Origin of the sequence: Planosporangium spinosum (assembly GCF_049999945.1) — a bacterium.
Taxonomy (GTDB): Bacteria; Actinomycetota; Actinomycetes; order Mycobacteriales; family Micromonosporaceae; genus Planosporangium; species Planosporangium spinosum.
The window spans coordinates 13031-30361 of record NZ_JBLYUB010000026.1 but is presented as its reverse complement, the minus strand read 5'-3'; the positions used below and the strand labels follow the sequence as shown (position 1 = coordinate 30361).

At 73.3% G+C, this 17331-nt stretch carries 14 protein-coding genes; 8 read left to right on the top strand and 6 right to left on the bottom strand.

Annotated features, from left to right (window positions below):
* Nucleotides 1-36 precede the first annotated feature (36 nt).
* Together ACNTMW_RS27150 and ACNTMW_RS27145 are read right to left on the bottom strand one after the other, a co-directional pair.
* On the bottom strand, nt 37-732 hold the full coding sequence (locus ACNTMW_RS27150) for an SDR family NAD(P)-dependent oxidoreductase (protein WP_426636683.1): 696 nt from the start codon (nt 730-732) through the stop codon (nt 37-39).
* 126 nt (nt 733-858) lie between these two features.
* Nucleotides 859-1332, bottom strand: coding sequence for a GNAT family N-acetyltransferase (locus tag ACNTMW_RS27145; protein WP_426636682.1), 474 nt, complete (start codon nt 1330-1332; stop codon nt 859-861).
* A gap of 98 nt (nt 1333-1430) precedes the next feature.
* Here ACNTMW_RS27145 and ACNTMW_RS27140 point away from each other — a divergent pair, with 98 nt between their 5' ends.
* The 3 genes from ACNTMW_RS27140 to ACNTMW_RS27130 all read left to right on the top strand — a co-directional run bounded on the left by ACNTMW_RS27140 (nt 1431) and on the right by ACNTMW_RS27130 (nt 4514).
* Complete coding sequence (locus ACNTMW_RS27140; protein WP_426636681.1) at nt 1431-3221, top strand: 3-hydroxyacyl-CoA dehydrogenase family protein; 1791 nt, start codon at nt 1431-1433, stop codon at nt 3219-3221.
* Between the two features lie 149 nt (nt 3222-3370).
* Entirely contained in the window at nt 3371-3697 is a 327-nt protein-coding gene (locus ACNTMW_RS27135; RefSeq protein ID WP_426636680.1) for a hypothetical protein, read from the top strand.
* 10 nt (nt 3698-3707) lie between these two features.
* Nucleotides 3708-4514 (top strand): alpha/beta hydrolase, encoded by an 807-nt coding sequence (locus ACNTMW_RS27130; protein ID WP_426636679.1) that lies wholly within the window; start codon nt 3708-3710, stop codon nt 4512-4514.
* Between the two features lie 28 nt (nt 4515-4542).
* Here the strand turns inward: ACNTMW_RS27130 and ACNTMW_RS27125 are convergent, their stop codons facing one another.
* The 4 genes from ACNTMW_RS27125 to mce all read right to left on the bottom strand — a co-directional run bounded on the left by ACNTMW_RS27125 (nt 4543) and on the right by mce (nt 10177).
* Nucleotides 4543-6054, bottom strand: a complete 1512-nt coding sequence (locus ACNTMW_RS27125; protein WP_426636677.1) for a coiled-coil domain-containing protein — start codon at nt 6052-6054, stop codon at nt 4543-4545.
* 113 nt (nt 6055-6167) lie between these two features.
* Nucleotides 6168-7445, bottom strand: coding sequence for a DivIVA domain-containing protein (locus ACNTMW_RS27120; protein ID WP_426636676.1), 1278 nt, complete (start codon nt 7443-7445; stop codon nt 6168-6170).
* Nucleotides 7446-7721: 276 nt separating this feature from the next.
* Nucleotides 7722-9077 carry a crotonyl-CoA carboxylase/reductase gene (gene ccrA / locus ACNTMW_RS27115; protein WP_426636675.1) on the bottom strand — a complete coding sequence of 452 codons (1356 nt, stop codon included), beginning with the start codon at nt 9075-9077 and terminating at the stop codon, nt 7722-7724.
* A gap of 563 nt (nt 9078-9640) precedes the next feature.
* Complete coding sequence (mce, locus tag ACNTMW_RS27110) at nt 9641-10177, bottom strand: methylmalonyl-CoA epimerase (protein WP_426636674.1); 537 nt, start codon at nt 10175-10177, stop codon at nt 9641-9643.
* 68 nt (nt 10178-10245) lie between these two features.
* On the opposite strand from mce, the gene ACNTMW_RS27105 reads away from it, so the two are divergent.
* The 5 genes from ACNTMW_RS27105 (at nt 10246) to ACNTMW_RS27085 (ending at nt 17320) form a co-directional block, all read left to right on the top strand.
* Nucleotides 10246-11430, top strand: coding sequence for an acetyl-CoA C-acetyltransferase (locus ACNTMW_RS27105; RefSeq protein ID WP_426636673.1), 1185 nt, complete (start codon nt 10246-10248; stop codon nt 11428-11430).
* 125 nt (nt 11431-11555) lie between these two features.
* Nucleotides 11556-12530 carry a methylmalonyl Co-A mutase-associated GTPase MeaB gene (gene meaB, locus ACNTMW_RS27100; RefSeq protein ID WP_426636672.1) on the top strand — a complete coding sequence of 325 codons (975 nt, stop codon included), beginning with the start codon at nt 11556-11558 and terminating at the stop codon, nt 12528-12530.
* Between the two features lie 134 nt (nt 12531-12664).
* Nucleotides 12665-15745 (top strand): hypothetical protein, encoded by a 3081-nt coding sequence (locus tag ACNTMW_RS27095; RefSeq protein WP_426636671.1) that lies wholly within the window; start codon nt 12665-12667, stop codon nt 15743-15745.
* A 110-nt stretch (nt 15746-15855) separates the two neighbouring features.
* Complete coding sequence (locus ACNTMW_RS27090) at nt 15856-16689, top strand: ABC transporter ATP-binding protein (RefSeq protein ID WP_426636754.1); 834 nt, start codon at nt 15856-15858, stop codon at nt 16687-16689.
* The gene (locus ACNTMW_RS27085; protein ID WP_426636670.1) at nt 16673-17320 is read left to right on the top strand and encodes an ABC transporter ATP-binding protein; all 648 of its coding nucleotides are present in this window, start codon (nt 16673-16675) and stop codon (nt 17318-17320) included. The genes ACNTMW_RS27090 and ACNTMW_RS27085 overlap by 17 nt, the downstream gene beginning before the upstream one ends.
* Nucleotides 17321-17331 lie beyond the last annotated feature (11 nt).

The window sequence follows — 17331 nt, the reverse complement described above, 5'->3', positions numbered from 1 at the left end:
CCATCGTGATGGATGCCCGTCAGCTTAATCACAAAGCTACTCGCGGGTAATAGCTCGATCGACGTGTTCGCTGATGATGCGCCGCGCCACGTCGGCCGGCTGGGGCAGCTCGCCGCGCTCGTACAGGGCGACGTACCGGTCGCGGTCGGGGAAGTCGGCGCCGCGCAGGGCCGCCTGCATCCCGGTGTCCATCACGCCCGGGTTGACGTTCGCGACGTACACGTCCGGCCGCTCGACCGCGAGCGCGTCGAAGAACATCTCGGCGCCGCGCTTGGTGGCGGAGTACACCGACCAGCCCTCGATGACCCGGTGCGCCGCACCCGACGACACGAACAGCACCCGAGTCGTGGCATCCGCCGGCAGGGCGGCCAGGAACGCGTTGGTCAGCAGGATCGCCGCGGTCAGGTTGACCCCGACGGCGGTGACGGCCGCCGTCTCGCGTAGCTGCCCGATGGGTGCGATCGGCTCGACCACGCCCGCGTTGTGGATGAGCACGCTCTCGCCCGTACCGGTCAGGAACGCGCGGAGCGCGTCGGCGTCGGGCACCGTGGTCGGGTCGGCGAGTTCGGCCTCGTGCAGGCGTACCCGCTCCGGTTCGGCGGTGGCCAGGGCGACCTGGTCGGGGGTGAAGCGGCGGCCGATGCCGAGGACCCGGTCGCCGCGACCGGTCAGCTCGGTGAAGAGGGCGGCACCGAGGCCACGGGAGATACCGGTAAGGACGACCGATCGCATACGGCAACCCTATGAGCCGCCGCCGGCGCCGGGCGCGCCGACCTCTCCCGCCCGGCGCGACGAAACGGATCGGTGCCGCCCGGCGCGACGAAACGGATCGGTGCCGGCCGGTGTGGACGAATCCCCTCAGGGCAGATATCGGCGGTAGCCCTGCGCCGATGGGCCGAAGCCACACGCTTCGTAGAAGGCGTGGGCGTCGGTCCGGCTGGCCCGCGAGAGGAGTTGGACCTTGTAGCAGCCGGCCTCGGCGGCACGGGCCAGCGCCGCGCCGATCAGGAGGGAGCCGACGCCTTGGCGACGGTACGCGTTCCGGACGACCACGTTCTCGACGAACATGAACGGCCGGCCGCCGCGGGTGAGGTTCGGTACGAGCAGGCAGTCGACCGTACCGCCGAGCGCGTCGCCGCGCGCGGCGACCAGCACCGTACGCCCCGCCTGCGTGCTGATCTCGCGCCAGATCGCGGCCGCGGTCGCCGCGTCCACCTCCGGATCGTCCGGGTGCAGCTCGCCGTAGCAGGCCAGCAGCTCGGGCAGGTCCGCCGCGCGGGCCTCCCGGACCTCGACCCCGCGGGCCTCGCCGCCATCGATGCTGTCGTTCATCCGTGCAGACTAGGGCGGAATACGTCACACCTGGTGCCGTGGCGCGGAGCCGGCCACTACCTTAACTACCGTTCGGGATACTCACGGGAGGTCTCACCTTGGCGCGCGAGTTCACATCTGTAGGGGTAGTCGGGCTCGGCACCATGGGGGCCGGCATCGTCGAGGTCTTCGCCCGTAACGGCGTCGACGTCGTCGCGGTCGAGGTCACCGACGCGGCGCTGGAGCGCGGCCGCGCCGTGCTCACCGGCTCCACCGACCGGGCGGTCGCCCGCGGCAAGCTCACCGAGGCGGACCGGGACGCGCTGCTGGACCGGGTACGGTTCGCCACCGGCCTCGCCGCGCTGCGCGACGTCGACCTGGTGATCGAGGCGGTGCCCGAGCACCTGGACCTCAAGCAGGCGATCTTCGCCGAGCTCGACAAGGTCTGCAGGCCCGAGGCGATCCTGGCGACCAACACCTCCTCGCTGTCGGTCACCGAGATCTCCGTGGCGACCAGCCGGCCCAACCAGGTCATCGGGATGCACTTCTTCAACCCGGCCCCGGTCATGAAGCTGGTCGAGATCGTCCGGACGGTCGTCACCGCCGACGACGTGGTCACCGACATCGAGGCACTGTGCGCGAGGCTGGGCAAGGTCGACGTGACGATCGCCGACCGCGCCGGGTTCATCGCCAACGCGCTGCTGTTCGGCTACCTCAACCACGCCGTGCAGATGTACGAGTCGAAGTACGCCACCCGCGAGGACATCGACGCCGCCATGCGACTGGGCTGCGGCCTGCCGATGGGCCCGCTCGCGCTGATGGACCTGATCGGCCTGGACACCGCGTACGAGATCCTCGACACGATGTACCGCCGGGGCGGCCGGGACCGCCGGCACGCGCCGGTACCCATGATCAAGCAGATGGTCACCGCCGGCCTGCTCGGCCGCAAGTCCGGCCGGGGCTTCTACACGTACGAGAAGCCGGGCTCGCCGGTGGTCGTACCCGACGAGCTGACCCCGCGGGCGCCCGGTGCGCACGAGGCCGTCGAGAGCGGCCGGACGGTCACCAAGGTGGGCGTGGTCGGCTCCGGCACGATGGCCACCGGCATCATCGAGGTGTTCGCCAAGGCCGGGTACGAGGTCATCTCGGTCACCCGGGGTGCGGAGAAGTCCGCCAAGGCCCGGGACAAGATCACCGCGTCGCTGAACAAGGCCACGGTCCGGGGCAAGCTCAGCGAGTCCGACCGCGACGCCGCCCTGGCCCGCGTCGCCTGGTCGAACTCGCTGGACGACCTGGGCGGCGTGGACCTGGTCGTCGAGGCGGTCGTCGAGGAGCTGTCGGTCAAGAAGGCGCTCTTCGCCAACCTCGACGAGATCTGCAAGCCGGGCGTCATCCTGGCCACCACCACCTCCAGCCTGCCCGTGGTGGAGTGCGCGGTCGCCACCAACCGGCCGGCCGACGTGGTCGGGCTGCACTTCTTCAACCCGGCGCCGGTCATGAACCTGGTCGAGGTGGTCCGGACCATCCGCACGTCGGAGGAGACGGTCGCAACCGTCCGCGCGCTCTGCGAGAGCCTCGGCAAGTACCCGGTCGTCTGCGCTGACCGGTCCGGGTTCGTGGTCAACGCGCTGCTGTTCCCGTACCTCAACGACGCGGTGAAGATGCTGGAGGCGAGCTACGCGAGCGCCGACGACATCGACTACGCCATGGAGCTCGGCTGCGGCTACCCGATGGGCCCGTTCAAGCTGCTCGACGTCGTCGGGCTGGACGTGTCGCTGGCCATCCAGCGTGAGCTGTACAACGAGCTGCGCGAGCCGGGCTTCGCGCCGGCGCCGCTGCTGGAGCACCTGGTCACCGCCGGTTACCTGGGGCGCAAGGTCGGCCGGGGATTCCGGGACCACTCGCACTGACCGCTCGCTGACCCTCGACGACTCGGGGAGGTAGCGCCCGTGGGAACCCCTGCGGTCGCGACCTCCCCGAGGTCGTCCGGAGACCTGGCCGACCCGCGCGGTCGGGTGACCCGAGGGGAGGTGGCGCGGCTCACCCGTACCCTTGAACCGTGAGTCCGCGCCGCCATCACCGCCGCCCAGACGCCGCCCGGCCCCTCGACGATGGCCAGGCCCGGCGCGGGGTCGAGGGCACCCAGACGTGGGGGGACGGCGAGTTCGCGGTACGTACGATTCCCGGCGGTTCGGCGACCAAGGCGTACCGGTGCCCCGGCTGCGACCACGAGATCGTCGCCGGCGTGGCACACGTGGTGGCGTGGCCGGTCGACGGGCTCGGCGGCCCGGAGGACCGGCGGCACTGGCACACCGGCTGCTGGCGGGCCCGGGGCCGGCGCAGCCCCACCATCCAGCGCTCCCGCAGCGCCCCCCGGTACGGCTGAAAGGAATCTCTTGTCGACCCAGCCCATCAGGGCCAACTCGATCCTGCCCGCACATCGCGAGGACATCACCCTGACCACGGCCGACGGGCTCACGCTCGTCGGCGAACTGGCGGTACCGGCCGACCGGCCGCCGGTCGCCACGCTGATCTGCCTCCATCCGCTGCCCACCCACGGCGGCATGATGGACAGTCACGTGTTCCGCAAGGCCGCCTGGCGGCTGCCCGCCCTGGCCGACCTCGCCGTCCTGCGGTTCAACACGCGGGGTACCAGCAGCGTGCGCGGCACCAGCGAGGGCGAGTTCGGCGGTGGGGTGGCCGAACGGTTCGACGTGGCCGCCGCCCTCGAGTACGCCGAGTTCGCCGAGCTGCCGCAGGTGTGGCTGGTCGGCTGGTCGTTCGGTACCGATCTGACGCTGAAGTACGGCTGCGACCCGAGCGTGGTCGGCGCGATCCTGCTGTCGCCGCCGCTGCGCTACGCAGGCGATGACGACCTCGCGGTCTGGGCCCGCTCTGACAAGCCGCTCACCGCGCTCGTCCCCGAGTTCGACGACTACCTGCGCCCCGACGAGGCGACGGTGCGCTTCGCGGCCGTACCGCAGGCGGAGGTCGTGGGCGTACCGGGCGCGAAGCATCTCTGGGTCGGCGACGCCGAGACCGTACTCGACGAGATCGTCCGCCGGGTGAACCCGCCCGCGCACCCGCTGCCCCGGGAGTGGGACGGCCCGATGGAGTACGGCGACGCGAGCGCCTACGCCGACCGGACCGTCGCGGCGTTCTCGAACGTGCCACGCCCCGGCGCCGAGCCGGCCGACCGGTAGCCCGTCGCGCCGGCCGGCCGGAGGCCGGTCAGTCGACCGGTACCTTGCTGGGGCCGCGGCGGGGCGTGTCCTTGTCGGTGTCGCGGCGCGCCCCGTCGGCCGCCGTGGACTGGGTCGCGCCCGGCTTGCCGACGCTCCGGGCGTCGGTGGGCTTCGCGCCGGTGCCCTTGCCGTCAGCGGTCTTGGCCTCGGCCGGCTTGGTGCTGGCGGTCCTGGTCTCGGCTGGCTTGCCGTCAGCGGTCTTGGCCTCGGCCGGCTTGGTGCTGGCGGTCCTGGTCTCGGCCGGCTTGGTGCTGGCGGTCCTGGCCTCGGCGGCCGCGGTGCGGCGGCGCTCGGCGTCGTCCGCCCGGCGCTCCGCCTCCGCTGCGCGGCGCAGCGCTTCGTCCGCCCGGCTCTCGGCCGTGATGGCCTTGTCCGCGGACTCCTCCTCCATGCGCTTGGCCTCTTCGGCGTCGTGGCGGGCCTGGTCGAGCGCGCGCTGGGCCTTCTCTATCCGGTCGGCAAACTCGCGGTACCGCTGCTCGGCCGCGTCGATCTGCTGCTGGAGTTCGGCATGGCGTTGCTCGGCGGCCGCGGCCCGCTGCTCGGCCTCCTCGGCGCGCTCGGTCGACCGCGCGGCGAGCTGTTCGGCGTCGGCGCGGAGCCGCTCGGCCTCCTCGCGTACCCGCTCGAGGTCGGCCCGGCCCTCGGCGAGGATCCGCTCGGTCTCGCGCCGGGCCTCGGCGCGCAGGTCGGTGGCTTCCTGATCGGCCTGGGCGCGGATGGAGGCGGCGTGCTGTTCGGCCTGCTGCGCGATGGTCGTCGCCTGGTTCTCGGCCTGGTTACGCACCTGAGCCGCGTACTCCTCGGCGTCCGCCAGCATGGCCTGCTGTTCCTGCTGCATAGCGGCGCGGCGGGCGGTGTACTCCTGGTCCATCCGGACCCGGGTCTGCTCGACCTCGGCGGCGGTCTCCTCCTCCAGGAGCCGGCACTTATCCTTTGTGGACGCATAGAGCTGGTCGGCCTGCTCGCGCATCCGGCGGGCATACTCCTCGGCCTCGGCGACCTCGGCGGACAGGGCCTCGCGCCGCTGGGCGGCGGCCCGGTCCTCCTCCTTGCGACGGCTGTCGAGCGCCAGTTCGAAGTCGCGGATGGCCTGGTTGGCCCGTGCCCGGGCGTCTTCGAGGATCCGGTGAGCCTTGGCGTTGTTGCGCTGGACGTGGTCGACGGCGCTGGCGCGGATCGCCTCCGCCTCCTCCTCGGCGAGGGTGAGGATCTGCTCCACTCTGGCGCCGAGGTGGCGGAACGACCGCGGCGAGTCGGCGACCGCCAGCTTGCGTAGCTCCGATATCTGGCTCTGCAACTCGTGGATCTGGACGGCGAGCGCCTGATTCTGCGCATACGCCTCGTCCCGTTCGGCGGCGAGCGCCGCAACCTCTGCCTCGACCTGGCTGACGTACCGGTCGACCTGGCGTCGTTCGTAGCCCCGTAGGGAGATGTCGAAGCCCGCCTCGGCAACGACACTCTGGCTCAGCGCGAAAACCTCACCGCCGTGCGACATGCGCTCCATCCTCACACGCAGGGTCCCGTCACGCTCGGCGGAACACACCGGCGTGACGGGACCCGGACGACCCGATGCGCACAGGCATCAGCCACCAGCGGGCAGCGCTCAGATCAGAGGTTGACCTTCGTCGCGCCGTCCTCGGCCTTGTCGGCCTCGGCCTTCTTGCTGTCGTCTCCGTTCGGCTTGGCCGCCGGTGCGGTGGCCGCCGGAGCGGTGGGCACGATGCCGGCGAGGCCGGAGAGCATCTGACCCAGCTGCGCGGTGACCGCGTCCTTCTGGCGGGTGAGGTCTTCGACCTCGCGGCGCGCGACCTGGGTGGTGTGCTCGGCCTCGGAGCGGGCCTCGGTGAGCAGGCGGTGCGCCTCGGAGCGGGCCTCGTTGACCGTCTTCTCCGCCAGCGTCTTGGCCTTCTCCATGGTCTCCGACGCGGTCCGCTCGGAGTCGACCCGACGCGCCTCGGCGCGCTGCTCGATCTCCTTGGCCCGCTCCTCCGCGGCGCTCGCCCGCTGCTCGGCCTCGGTGACGAGCTTCTGGGTCTGCGCGACCGCGGCGGCGTGCCGCTGGGACTCCTCGCGCTCGGCCTTCTCGCGCCGCTCCGCCAGCTCCAGCTGCAGCGCCTGCAGGTCCTTGTCGCGCTTGTCCCGCGCGTCGGTCAGCAGCTTGGTCGCCTCGGCGCGCTTCTCCTCCGCGTCGCGGGCGGCCTTGGCGCGCAGCTGGGTGATCTCGCGCTCGGCGGTGGCCCGCAGCGTCGCCACCTCACGCTCCACCGTGGCCTTCAGCTCGGCGACCTCGTGCGTGGTGGCCGCGCGCAGCTGCTTGGTCTCACGCTGAGCGTCGGCGCGCAGCGTGTCGGCCTCGCGGCGGGCCTGCACCCGCAGCTCGGCGGCCTCCCGCTCGGCGGCGGTGCGGACGTTGCTCGCCTCGCGCTCGGCGGTCGCCTTCATCGCGGCGGCCTCGGCGCGCGCCTTGTCGGTGATCTCCCGCGCTTCCAGGCGCGCGGCGGAGACGATGCCCTCGGACTCCCGCTTCGCCTCGCTGCGATGGTCGTTGGCCTGCTCCTCGGCGAGCCGCAGGATCTGCTCGACCCGGGTGCCCAGCCCCGACAGCGTCGGCCGGCTGTTCTCCTCGAGCTGCTTGCTGGCGTCAGTGAGCTTCTGCTCGACCGAGTTGAGCCGCTGCTCCGCCTGGCGCAGCCGCCGCTGCGCCTCATTCATCCGCTGCTCGGCCTCGGTGCGAGCCTGCTCGGACTGGGACAGCGCGCTGTTGAGCCGTCCGATGAAGTCATCGACCTGGGCACGGTCGTAACCGCGCAGAACAACGCTGAACTCGGACCCTGAGTTCGCGTTGTCGAAGAATGCGACGTTCTGCTGCTGGGGCTGCTGGGGCATTGGCACATACTCGCAGACCTACCCCCGCCTTTCGCAAGGGCGTAGGCGGCAACCGGTACCGGTTGTGCGCGATTACGCACACCGTTTGTCCAAAGTCTGTGACGGGCGCGTGAACAGCGGCTTCGCCAGCAAGATCGGATATATCGGTGCGGCCGTCCCGGGGCCGGCACAGCGCTGTGCGCGACCCCGGGACGGGGCTCGTGGGCGGGTTGCTGGAGGCCCACCCGCAGGCGGGCCTCCGGGAGGTGGAGGACCGGCCACGGGCGGGGTATCCGGCTACCGGCCGCGGAACCGGTTGATCTCGGTCTGGTAGCGGGCGCGCATTTCCCGGTCGCGTACGCCCAGACCCTCCTCCGGCGCCAGGCACAGCACGCCGACCTTGCCCTGATGGGCGTTGCGGTGCACGTCGTACGCGGCCTGCCCGACCTGCTCCAGCGGGTACGCCCGGGACAGCGTCGGATGGATCGCGCCGCGCGCGATGAGGCGGTTGGCCTCCCACGCCTCCCGGTAGTTGGCAAAGTGGCTGCCGATGATGCGCTTGAGGTTCATCCACAGGTACCGGTTGTCGTACTGATGCATAAAGCCGGACGTGGACGCGCAGGTGACGATCGTGCCACCCTTCCGGGCGACGTAGACGCTGGCGCCGAAGGTCTCCCGGCCGGGGTGCTCGAACACGATGTCGGGGTCATCGCCGCCGGTCAGTTCGCGGATGCGTTCGCCGAACCGGCGCCACTCCGAGGGGTCCTGGGTGTTCTCGTCCTTCCAGAACCTGTAGTCCTCGGCGGTCCGGTCGATGATCAGCTCCGCGCCCATGCGCCGGCACAGTTCGGCCTTCTCCGGGCTGGACACCACGCACACCGGGCGGGCTCCGCCGTTGAGCGCGAACTGGGTGGCGTAGCTGCCCAGCCCGCCGGAGGCGCCCCAGACCAGTACGGTGTCGCCCTGCTTCATCTGGGCGCCGTGGTGGGACACGAGCTGCCGGTACGCGGTGGAGTTGACCAGGCCGGGGCTGGCGGCCTCCTCCCAGGACAGGTGCTTGGGCTTGGGCATCAGCTGGTTGGCCTTGACCAGGGAAAGCTCGGCGAGCCCGCCGAAGTTGGTCTCGAAGCCCCAGATCCGCTGCTCCGGGTCGAGCATCGTGTCGTCGTGGCCCATCGCGTCCTCGAGTTCGACGCTCAGGCAGTGCGCCACCACCTCGTCGCCCGGCTTCCATCTCGTCACGCCCGGGCCGACCCGCAGCACGACGCCGGCCAGGTCGGAGCCGACCACGTGGTACGGCAGGTCGTGTCGCTTGGTCAGCGCCGATACCTTGCCGTAGCGCTTGAGGAACGCGAACGTCGACAGCGGCTCGAAGATCGACGTCCAGACCGTGTTGTAGTTGATGGCGCTGGCCATCACCGCGATGATCGCTTCGCCCGGGCCGAGCTCGGGCGTCGGTACCTCCTGCACGTGCAGCGACTTGCGGGGGTCCTTGTCACGGGTGGGCATGCCCTCGAACATGTTGGCCTCGTCGGCGCGTACGACGACGCCGCGGTACGTGTCGGGGACGGGGAGTCCGGCGACCGAGGTCAGTTCGCGGGCGGGATCCGTCGCATGCTCCGCCGCCATGATCGCGTCGAGGATGTCCTTCACGGCGCTACCTTTCACTGCAGGTGTGTCGTGGATTCGGTCGGCGACGCCGCCGGCCCGGGCTGGGGCTGGCGCGTCGGATGTCTCATCGGGTCCGGTATGTCGTTACGGCACTGCGGCGGGCGTTGCGGCATTGCGGTGTCGTTGCGGCTCGATGGCGGGCGGTGGACACCCCGCGTGGCGGCGGTCACCGGCACTGATGGCGAGGCATGGTGCGACCGCCTCGTGGCCGCAGATGTTACTGCCCAGTAGCGACCGTCAGGAACCGCGTTGTGAAAAACTGCACGACCCCGGGTGTCCGCGGGGGCGCGACGCGACCACGACCGCCGCGGGGCGCAATAGCACCTTCCCGGAAGTCGTGGTCTCAGACCGTCGGAAGGCCACAACTTCCCGGCGCCGGTCGTGGTGTCGTGACGGCGGTGCCGGTCGTGGTGTCGTGCCGGCGGCGCCGGTCGGGCGCCGCGGTCACGACGACGGTGGTGGCTGCGCTGACCGGTCGTGGCGGCCGTGGCAGCGGTGGTGAACGTGCCGGTGGTGACGGATGTGACGGTCGGGTGTCGGGGCGCTCAGGAGGCGGCCGGTTCCACCAGTTCGACCAGTACGCCGCCGGTGTCCTTCGGGTGTACGAAATTGATCCGGGAGTTGGCCGTACCCCGCCTGGGCTGGTCGTACAGCAGTCTCATGCCCCGTGCCCGCAGCGCCTCGCACGCGGCGTCGACGTCGCGCACGGTGTACGCGACCTGCTGCACCCCCGGCCCGTTGCGGTCGAGGAACTTCGCGATCGTCGAGTTCGGCGACAGCGGTGCGAGCAGTTGCACGCAGCCGCCGGACGGGTCCGGGCCCACCGACAGCATCGCTTCGCGTACGCCCTGCTCCTCGTTGGTCTCCACGTGCACGCAGGTCATGCCGAACGTGCGGCCGTAGAATTCGATGGCGGCGTCGAGGTCGGGCACCGCCACGCCCACGTGGTCGATGCGCAGCAGGCCTATTGATGCTGCCTGCGCTTGCCGCAGGCCGTGGGATCCCGCCTGCGCCTGCCGCAGGCCGTCGGACTCCGCCTGCGCTCCGGGTGACGTATGCAACGTCGAAGAGTCGTCCGTCATGGCGTTAGTCTGACCTAATCATCGTTAAGTATTCCCTGTGAGATAGAACTCGCGAAGGGCCAGAATCCATGACCTCGGTGATCGTCAACGGCGCGCGCACCCCGATGGGTCGGCTGCTCGGCGCCCTCAAGGACTTCCCGGCGACGAAGCTGGGCGGTATCGCCATCAAGGCTGCTCTGGAGCGCTCCGGCGTGGCTGGAGAGCAGGTGCAATACGTGATCATGGGGCAGGTTCTGCAGGCCGGCGCCGGCCAGATCCCGGCCCGGCAGGCCGCCGTCGAGGCGGGCATCCCGATGAACGTACCGGCGCTCACCGTCAACAAGGTGTGCCTGTCCGGCCTCGACGCGATCGCGCTGGCCGACCAGCTCATCCGGGCCGGCGAGTTCGACATCGTCGTGGCCGGCGGCATGGAGTCGATGACCAACGCACCGCACCTGCTGACGGGGCAGCGGCAGGGGTACAAGTACGGCGACGTCACCGTCTCCGACCACATGGCGCTCGACGGCCTCACCGACGCCTTCGACCAGATCTCGATGGGCGAGTCGACCGAGCGGCACACCGCGAAGATCGGCATCTCGCGCGCCGACCAGGACGCGTTCGGCGCCGCCAGCCACCAGCGCGCGGCGGCCGCCCAGAAGAACGGCCACTTCGCCGAGGAGATCGTCCCCGTCGAGATCCCGCAGCGTAAGGGCGACCCGATCCTGGTCACCGACGACGAGCAGATCCGCCCGGAGACCACTCCCGAGTCGCTGGCCAAGCTGCGGCCGGCGTTCACCTCCGACGGCACGATCACGGCGGCGACCTCGTCGCCGATCTCCGACGGCGCCTGCGCGGTCGTCGTGATGAGCAAGGCCAAGGCCGAGGAGCTGGGGCTTTCGTGGCTGGCCGAGATCGGCGCCCACGGCAACGTGGCCGGGCCGGACAACTCGCTGCTCGCCCAGCCGGCCAACGCCATCAAGCACGCCCTGGGCAAGGAAGGGCTGACCGTCGACGACCTCGACCTGATCGAGATCAACGAGGCGTTCGCGGCCGTGGGTATCCACTCCACCCGGGAGCTGGGTGCGAGCCCCGACAAGGTCAACGTCAACGGTGGCGCGATCGCGCTCGGCCACCCGATCGGCATGTCCGGCGCCCGCCTGGCGCTCACGCTCGCGCTGGAGCTCAAGCGCCGCGGTGGCGGGCTGGGCGCGGCGGCGCTGTGCGGCGGCGGCGGCCAGGGCGACGCCCTGCTGCTGCGGGTACCGCGCGCCTGAGCCGACGACCCGCCCGTCAGGGCACCGGGTTCACTTCAGGAGGGCGCCCCGCTCACCGCACCGGCGGGACGAGGGGCGCCCTCCTGGTGCCTCATCAGTGACGGAAAACCACCCAGGGAGCATCGTTGACGGTCACCTCGATCCGGCGCAGTCGGGACGTACCCGCGCTGGTGGCGGCGGCGCGCGCGGGTGACCACCGCGCCGTCGCCCGGCTGGTCAGTCTCGTCGAGAACGGCGACCCGGTGCTGCCCGAGGTCGCGGCGGCGCTCGCCCCGCACGCCGGGGCGGCCCAGGTCATCGGGTTGACCGGCTCCCCGGGGGTCGGCAAGTCCACCACCACCAACGAGCTGGTACGCGCGTTCCGCGCCCGCGGTCAGCGCGTCGGGGTGCTCGCCGTCGACCCGTCCAGCCCGTTCACCGGCGGGGCGATCCTCGGCGACCGGGTACGCATGCAGGACCACGCCACCGACTCGGGCGTCTACATCCGCTCCATGTCCAGCCGGGGCCACCTCGGTGGCCTGGCCGCCGCGACCCCGCAGGCGGTACGGGTCCTCGAGGGCGCCGGCTGCGACGTGGTGCTCATCGAGACCGTCGGGGTCGGTCAGGCCGAGGTCGAGATCGCGAGCCTGGCCGACACCACGCTGGTGCTGCTCGCACCGGGGATGGGCGACGCGATCCAGGCGGTCAAGGCCGGGATCCTGGAGATCGCCGACGTGTTCGTGGTGAACAAAGCCGACCGCGACGGCGCCGACGCGACCTACCGCGACATCCAGGGCATGATCGCGCTCGGCGAGCGCGGGCCCGGCGAGTGGCGGCCGCAGGTGGTCCGGGCGGTGGCCAACCGCGCCGAGGGTGTCGACGACGTGATGGCCGCGATCGACAAGCACCGCGGCTGGATGGAGACCTCCGGCGAGCTGACCCGGCGGCGGGAGAACCGCGCCGCGGCCGAGATCGAGGCGATCGCCCTGGGTGAGCTGCGGGCCCGGATCGGTTCCCTGCGCGACGGCTCGGCGCTGCCGGATCTCGCCGCCCGGGTGGCGGCCGGCAAGCTCGACCCGTACGCCGCCGCCCGCGATCTGCTGGCCGGCCTCGACGGCTAGGCCACCTGCCCGCGATCTGCCGGCCGGCCTCGACAGCCAGGCCGTGATCCTCACCCGGGCCGGTGATCTTCTCAGCGACCTCGATCCCTCGCTATGGTGGGCCCCTCGCGGACGGCGCGAGTGGAGACGAAGGGGTGACGAGGTTGACGGCCTGGACCGTCATGCTGCGGGGGATCGGGTACCGGGCCGGGCGTTCGCTCGTGGTGTTCGTGCTGGCGTTGCTGGCGACGACCGCCGCCGTGCTCGCGCCGGTGTACGCCCGGGCCGCCCAGCAGTCGGTACTCACCGACGCGCTGCGCTCCGCGCCACCGGACGCCACGACGCTCGTCGTCGCCGCACGGGGTACGGCACAGGAGTCGCCGTCGGCGTACCTCGACACCACCGAGATCCGCCGGGCCGTCGACGCCGCCCTGGCCGGCCGGGCGGGAGTGGCCGACCGGCTGGAACGCCCGGTCGCCGCCGTCGACACCGAGGTCACGCTCGTCTCGCGCGATGACCGTCTCGCGGCGCGGCTGGCCTTTCGGGACGGGGTCTGCGCCCACCTCCGGCTGACCGGCCGGTGCCCGACCGAGGCGGGCCAGGTGGCGGTGAGCGAGCGCTCGGCCCGGGCGGCCGGCATCGCCCTCGGTGACCTCGTCGACACGCAGCTGGGCGGCTCCGGCGCCGGGCACCCGCACCGGCTGCGGGTGGTCGGCCTGTACACCCCGAACGACCCGGCCGAGGCGTACTGGGGCCGGACCGTCTACTTCGGGGCGGACCCGGCGGATACCGGCGGTGCCGCCGAGCGCCTCGACGCGGTGTTCACCAACGCCCAGGACGACCTGCGGCTGGAGCGGTCGGCCGCGCTGTCGACCCGGTTGGAGTACCGGCTCGACACCGCCGGGATCGCGCTCGACGACGTGCCGGCGCTGCGCGAGGGCGTGCGCGCCCTGGTCAACCGGGTGCGCGCCGACGACCTGGAACTGTCGACCGCGCTGCCGTCGGTGCTCGCCGACGCGGCCGCCGACCAGGCGGCGATCGGCCGGACCGCGCCGGTCATCGCCGTACCCCTGCTCGCGCTGTGCTGGTTCGTGCTGTTCGGCCTGGTTGCGGCGCTGGTGGAGGAGCGCGGCCCGGAGGTCGCGCTGGCGAAGCTGCGCGGCTTCCCGGCCGGCCGGACCGTCCGGTTCGGGCTCGGCGAGGCCCTGCTGCTGATCGCGGCGGCCGCGCCGGTCGGGCTGCTGGTGGGCGTCGTCGTGGTGGAGGTGGCGGCCCGGTTCGTCCTCGCCGCGGGTACCCACGCCCAGGTCCGCCCGGCCGCGTTCGCCGCCGCCGGGGTGGCGCTGCTGGGTGCGGTGGCCGCGGCCGCCCTCGCCGGCCGGGGCACTGTGCGCCGGCCGGTACTGGCGCTGCTGCGCCGGGTCCCCGGCCGGTCCGCGCGCCGGGCCGGGGTCGCCGAGGGGGTCGTCGTGGCGCTCGCCGCCGCGTCGCTCGTCGCCGCCGTCAGCGACCGGTCCGCGCCACTCGCCCTGCTCGCGCCGCCGCTGCTCGCGGTCGTGGCCGGGATCGCCACGGCACGGGTCCTGGGCATCTGGTCGCGCCTGCGGCTGCCCGCCGCCCGCCGCCGGGGCCGGCTGGTCACGCTGCTGTCGTCGGCGCACCTGTCGCGCCGGCCGGCCGGGCAGCGCCTGGCGGTGACGGTGACGGTCGCCGTCGCCCTGCTGGCGTTCGCCGCCACGGCCTGGGACGTCGCCGCGGTGGCCCGCCGCGACCACGCCGCGGACGCCCTGGGCGCGCAGCGGGTCTACACCGTCGCCGCCGACCATCCGGACGCCCTCGCCGCCGCGGTCGCCCGGGCCGACCCGGGCGGCCACACCATGACGGTGGTCCGCACCAGCCAGCGCTACGGCGACGGCTCGGTGGAGCTGCTCGGCGTCCAGGCCGAACGGCTGCCGGAGGTGGCGGTGTGGCGCGGGTACGACCGGGCGGCGCTGGACGCGCTCGCCCGGCGGCTGCACCCTCCGGTCGCGCCGGCGCTCACGCTGACCGCTGGTGACCTGGCGGTGACGGCGACGGTCGAGCCGCCACCCGCGCGGCCGGTCCAGCTCGCGGCGGTGGTCGCCGCGCCCGGCGGGCCGGCGCGCACCGTACCGCTCGGTGCGCTGGTCCGCGGCCCGCACGAGTACCGGGCGGCGCTACCGGCCGGCTGTGCCCAGGGGTGCCGGCTGACCGGCTTCGCCCTGGCCCGCGCCGTACCCGGTGCCGAGCCGGTGACGCTGGCGCTGTCGGTCACTGGCGTGCGTACCGGTACCGCCCCGGTGCCGGTGGCGTTCGACGAGGCGGGCCGGTGGCGCGCCGGCCGGCACCCGGCGCAGACCGAGGTGACCGTCCGGCCCGGTGCCGCCCTGCGGATCGAGGTGTCCTCGGCCGACCGCGGTGACGTGCTGGTGGACTACGCCGACGCGCCGGAGACGCTGCCGGCGGTCCTCGCCGGTACCGCCCCGGCCGACGATCCGCACGCGGCCGAGTTCCGGTTCCCCGGGCTGGCCGAGCAGCCGCTCGCCTTCGCCGTCGCGGCACGCGGCGCGGTGCTGCCCCGCGCCGGCCGGCACGGGCTGCTGTTCGACCTGGACTACGCGGTACGGGCGGCCGAGCGCGGTTCGGCGCTGGCCGACCCCGGTGCGCTGCGGTACGAGGTGTGGGCCTCTGCCGCCGCCCCCGGCGACCTCGCGGCCCGGCTCGGCGCGGCCGGCGTGCCGGTGCTGCGTACCGAGACCATGGCCGGCTACCTCGACCAGCTCGGCCGGCGCGCCCCGGCGCTCGGGCTGTGGCTGTACCTGCTCGCCGGCGCGACCGCGCTGCTGCTCGCCGTCGGGGTGGTCGTGGTGACGGCGTACGTGGGGGCGCGGGCACGCGGCTACGAGCTGGCGGCGCTGCGGGTCGCCGGCGTGCGCACGGGCGTGCTGCGCCGGGCGGTGCTGCGCGAGTACCGGCTGCTGCTGGGCGTGCCGCTGCTGGTCGGCCTGCTCGCCGGGGTCGCCGGCGCGGCGGTCATGCTGCCGGGCCTGCCCCTGGTGACGGTCGGGACCGCCCGCGCGGTGGGGTACCGGCCGGCCCTCGGCGTGCTGCCGGTCGCGCTGGGCGTGACCGTGCTCGGGTTCGCCGTCGCCGTCGCGGCGGTGCTGCGGATGGCCGGCCGGGCCACGCCGGACCGGCTGCGGGAGGGGCTGCGGTGAGAGGTCAGCACGCGGCCGGCGCCGCCGGTACGGTGTCCGCCCGCCGGGACGCCGGCTCCGGCACGCACCACCGGGACGCCGCGCCCGGCCTCGCCGTCACCTGCCGGGGCGTGGTGTCGATCTACCGGCTGGAGGGCTACGACGTGGTCGCCCTCGCCGGGGTGGACCTCGACATCGCGGCCGGCGAGTCGGTGGCGCTGCTCGGTCCGTCCGGGGCCGGCAAGTCGACGCTGCTGTCGCTGCTGGCCGGGCTGATCCGGCCGGCCGCCGGCCGGATCAGCGTCGGCGGGCACGACCTGACCCGCGCCGGGGACGCCGAGCTGCAGCGGATGCGCGCCACCGAGGTGGGTGTCGTCCTGCAGGGCGCCGATCGCAACCTGCTGCCGTACCTGAGCGCCGAGCAGAACGTCCGCTTCGCCCAGCGCGCCGCCCGGCCCGCCCGCGGGCTGCCCGCCCCGCGCGAGGTGCTGGAACTGGTCGGGCTGACCGACCGGCGCCGGCACCGGCTGCGCCCGAAAGCCCTCGCGCCGGCCGACCGGCAGCGGCTCGCGCTCGCGGTCGCGCTCGCGGCGCGACCGGGGCTGCTGCTCGCCGACGAACCCACCAGCCAGCTCGACAGCCGGGCCCGCGACGAGGTGCTGGCCGCGCTCGAGGCGGTCAACCGCACCGGTACGACCGTCGTGGTGGTGACCCACGACCCGCAGGCGGGCCGGCGGATGGACCGGACCGTGACCATCCGGGACGGGCGGGTCGGCGCCGAAGGCCGCCGCGGCGAGGACTACGCCGTGGTGGGGCGCGACGGGGCCGTGCACCTGCCGCAGGAGGTGCTGCGCGCGGTGCCGCCCGGGACCCTGCTCGGCGTCGAGCTGTGCGATGACGGCAGCGTGCTGCTCGTACCCTCGGGCAATTCCACCGTGGAGAGTACTGATGCTCAGCGTCGATGACGTCACCCTCGCCTACGACCTCGACGCGCCGGTGCTGTCCGACGTGTCGGTCGCGGTCGGGCCGGGGCGGCTGCTGGCGGTGACCGGCCCGTCGGGCGCCGGCAAGTCGACCCTGCTGTGGGCGATGGCGGGGCTGGTGCGGCCGCGGCGTGGCAGCGTGGCGGTCGGCGGTACCCCGCTGCGCGACCACGACCACGCGCTGGCCTGCCGGGTGGTCCTGATCCCGCAGGACAACGGGCTGGCGCCGGTCCTGACGGCCGAGGAGAACGTGGTGGTGGCGCTGGTCGCCGCGGGGGCCGGTGCGGCGCAGGCGCACCGGGACACCGCCGCGACCCTGGCCCGGCTGGGCCTGTCCGACCAGGCCGGCCACCTGGTCGAGGAGCTGTCCGGTGGGCAGCAGCAGCGTGCCGCCCTGGCCCGGGGGCTCGCGATGCGCGGCGACGTCGTCCTCGCCGACGAGGTGACCAGCCAGCTGGACGCGGCCAACCGGCAGGTGGTGCTCGACCTGCTGCGCGAGGAGGCGCGGCGCGGCGCCGCCGTCGTCCTGGCCACGCACGACCCGCAGGCCGCCGCGGCCTGCGACGCCGAGCTGCGGCTGGCCGACGGGTGTGCCGTGCTGGTCCGGGGGTGATCGGCCCCCGG

Bases quoted from the DNA above. Each gene is read 5' to 3' on its own strand.
- ACNTMW_RS27105 (WP_426636673.1), top strand. From the start codon at position 10,246: ATGACCTCGGTGATCGTCAACGGCGCGCGCACCCCGATGGGTCGGCTG.
- mce (WP_426636674.1), bottom strand. From the start codon at position 10,177: ATGACGGACGACTCTTCGACGTTGCATACGTCACCCGGAGCGCAGGCG.
- ACNTMW_RS27125 (WP_426636677.1), bottom strand. From the start codon at position 6,054: ATGTCGCACGGCGGTGAGGTTTTCGCGCTGAGCCAGAGTGTCGTTGCC.
- ACNTMW_RS27150 (WP_426636683.1), bottom strand. From the start codon at position 732: ATGCGATCGGTCGTCCTTACCGGTATCTCCCGTGGCCTCGGTGCCGCC.
- ACNTMW_RS27120 (WP_426636676.1), bottom strand. From the start codon at position 7,445: ATGCCCCAGCAGCCCCAGCAGCAGAACGTCGCATTCTTCGACAACGCG.
- ACNTMW_RS27145 (WP_426636682.1), bottom strand. From the start codon at position 1,332: ATGAACGACAGCATCGATGGCGGCGAGGCCCGCGGGGTCGAGGTCCGG.
- ACNTMW_RS27085 (WP_426636670.1), top strand. From the start codon at position 16,673: ATGCTCAGCGTCGATGACGTCACCCTCGCCTACGACCTCGACGCGCCG.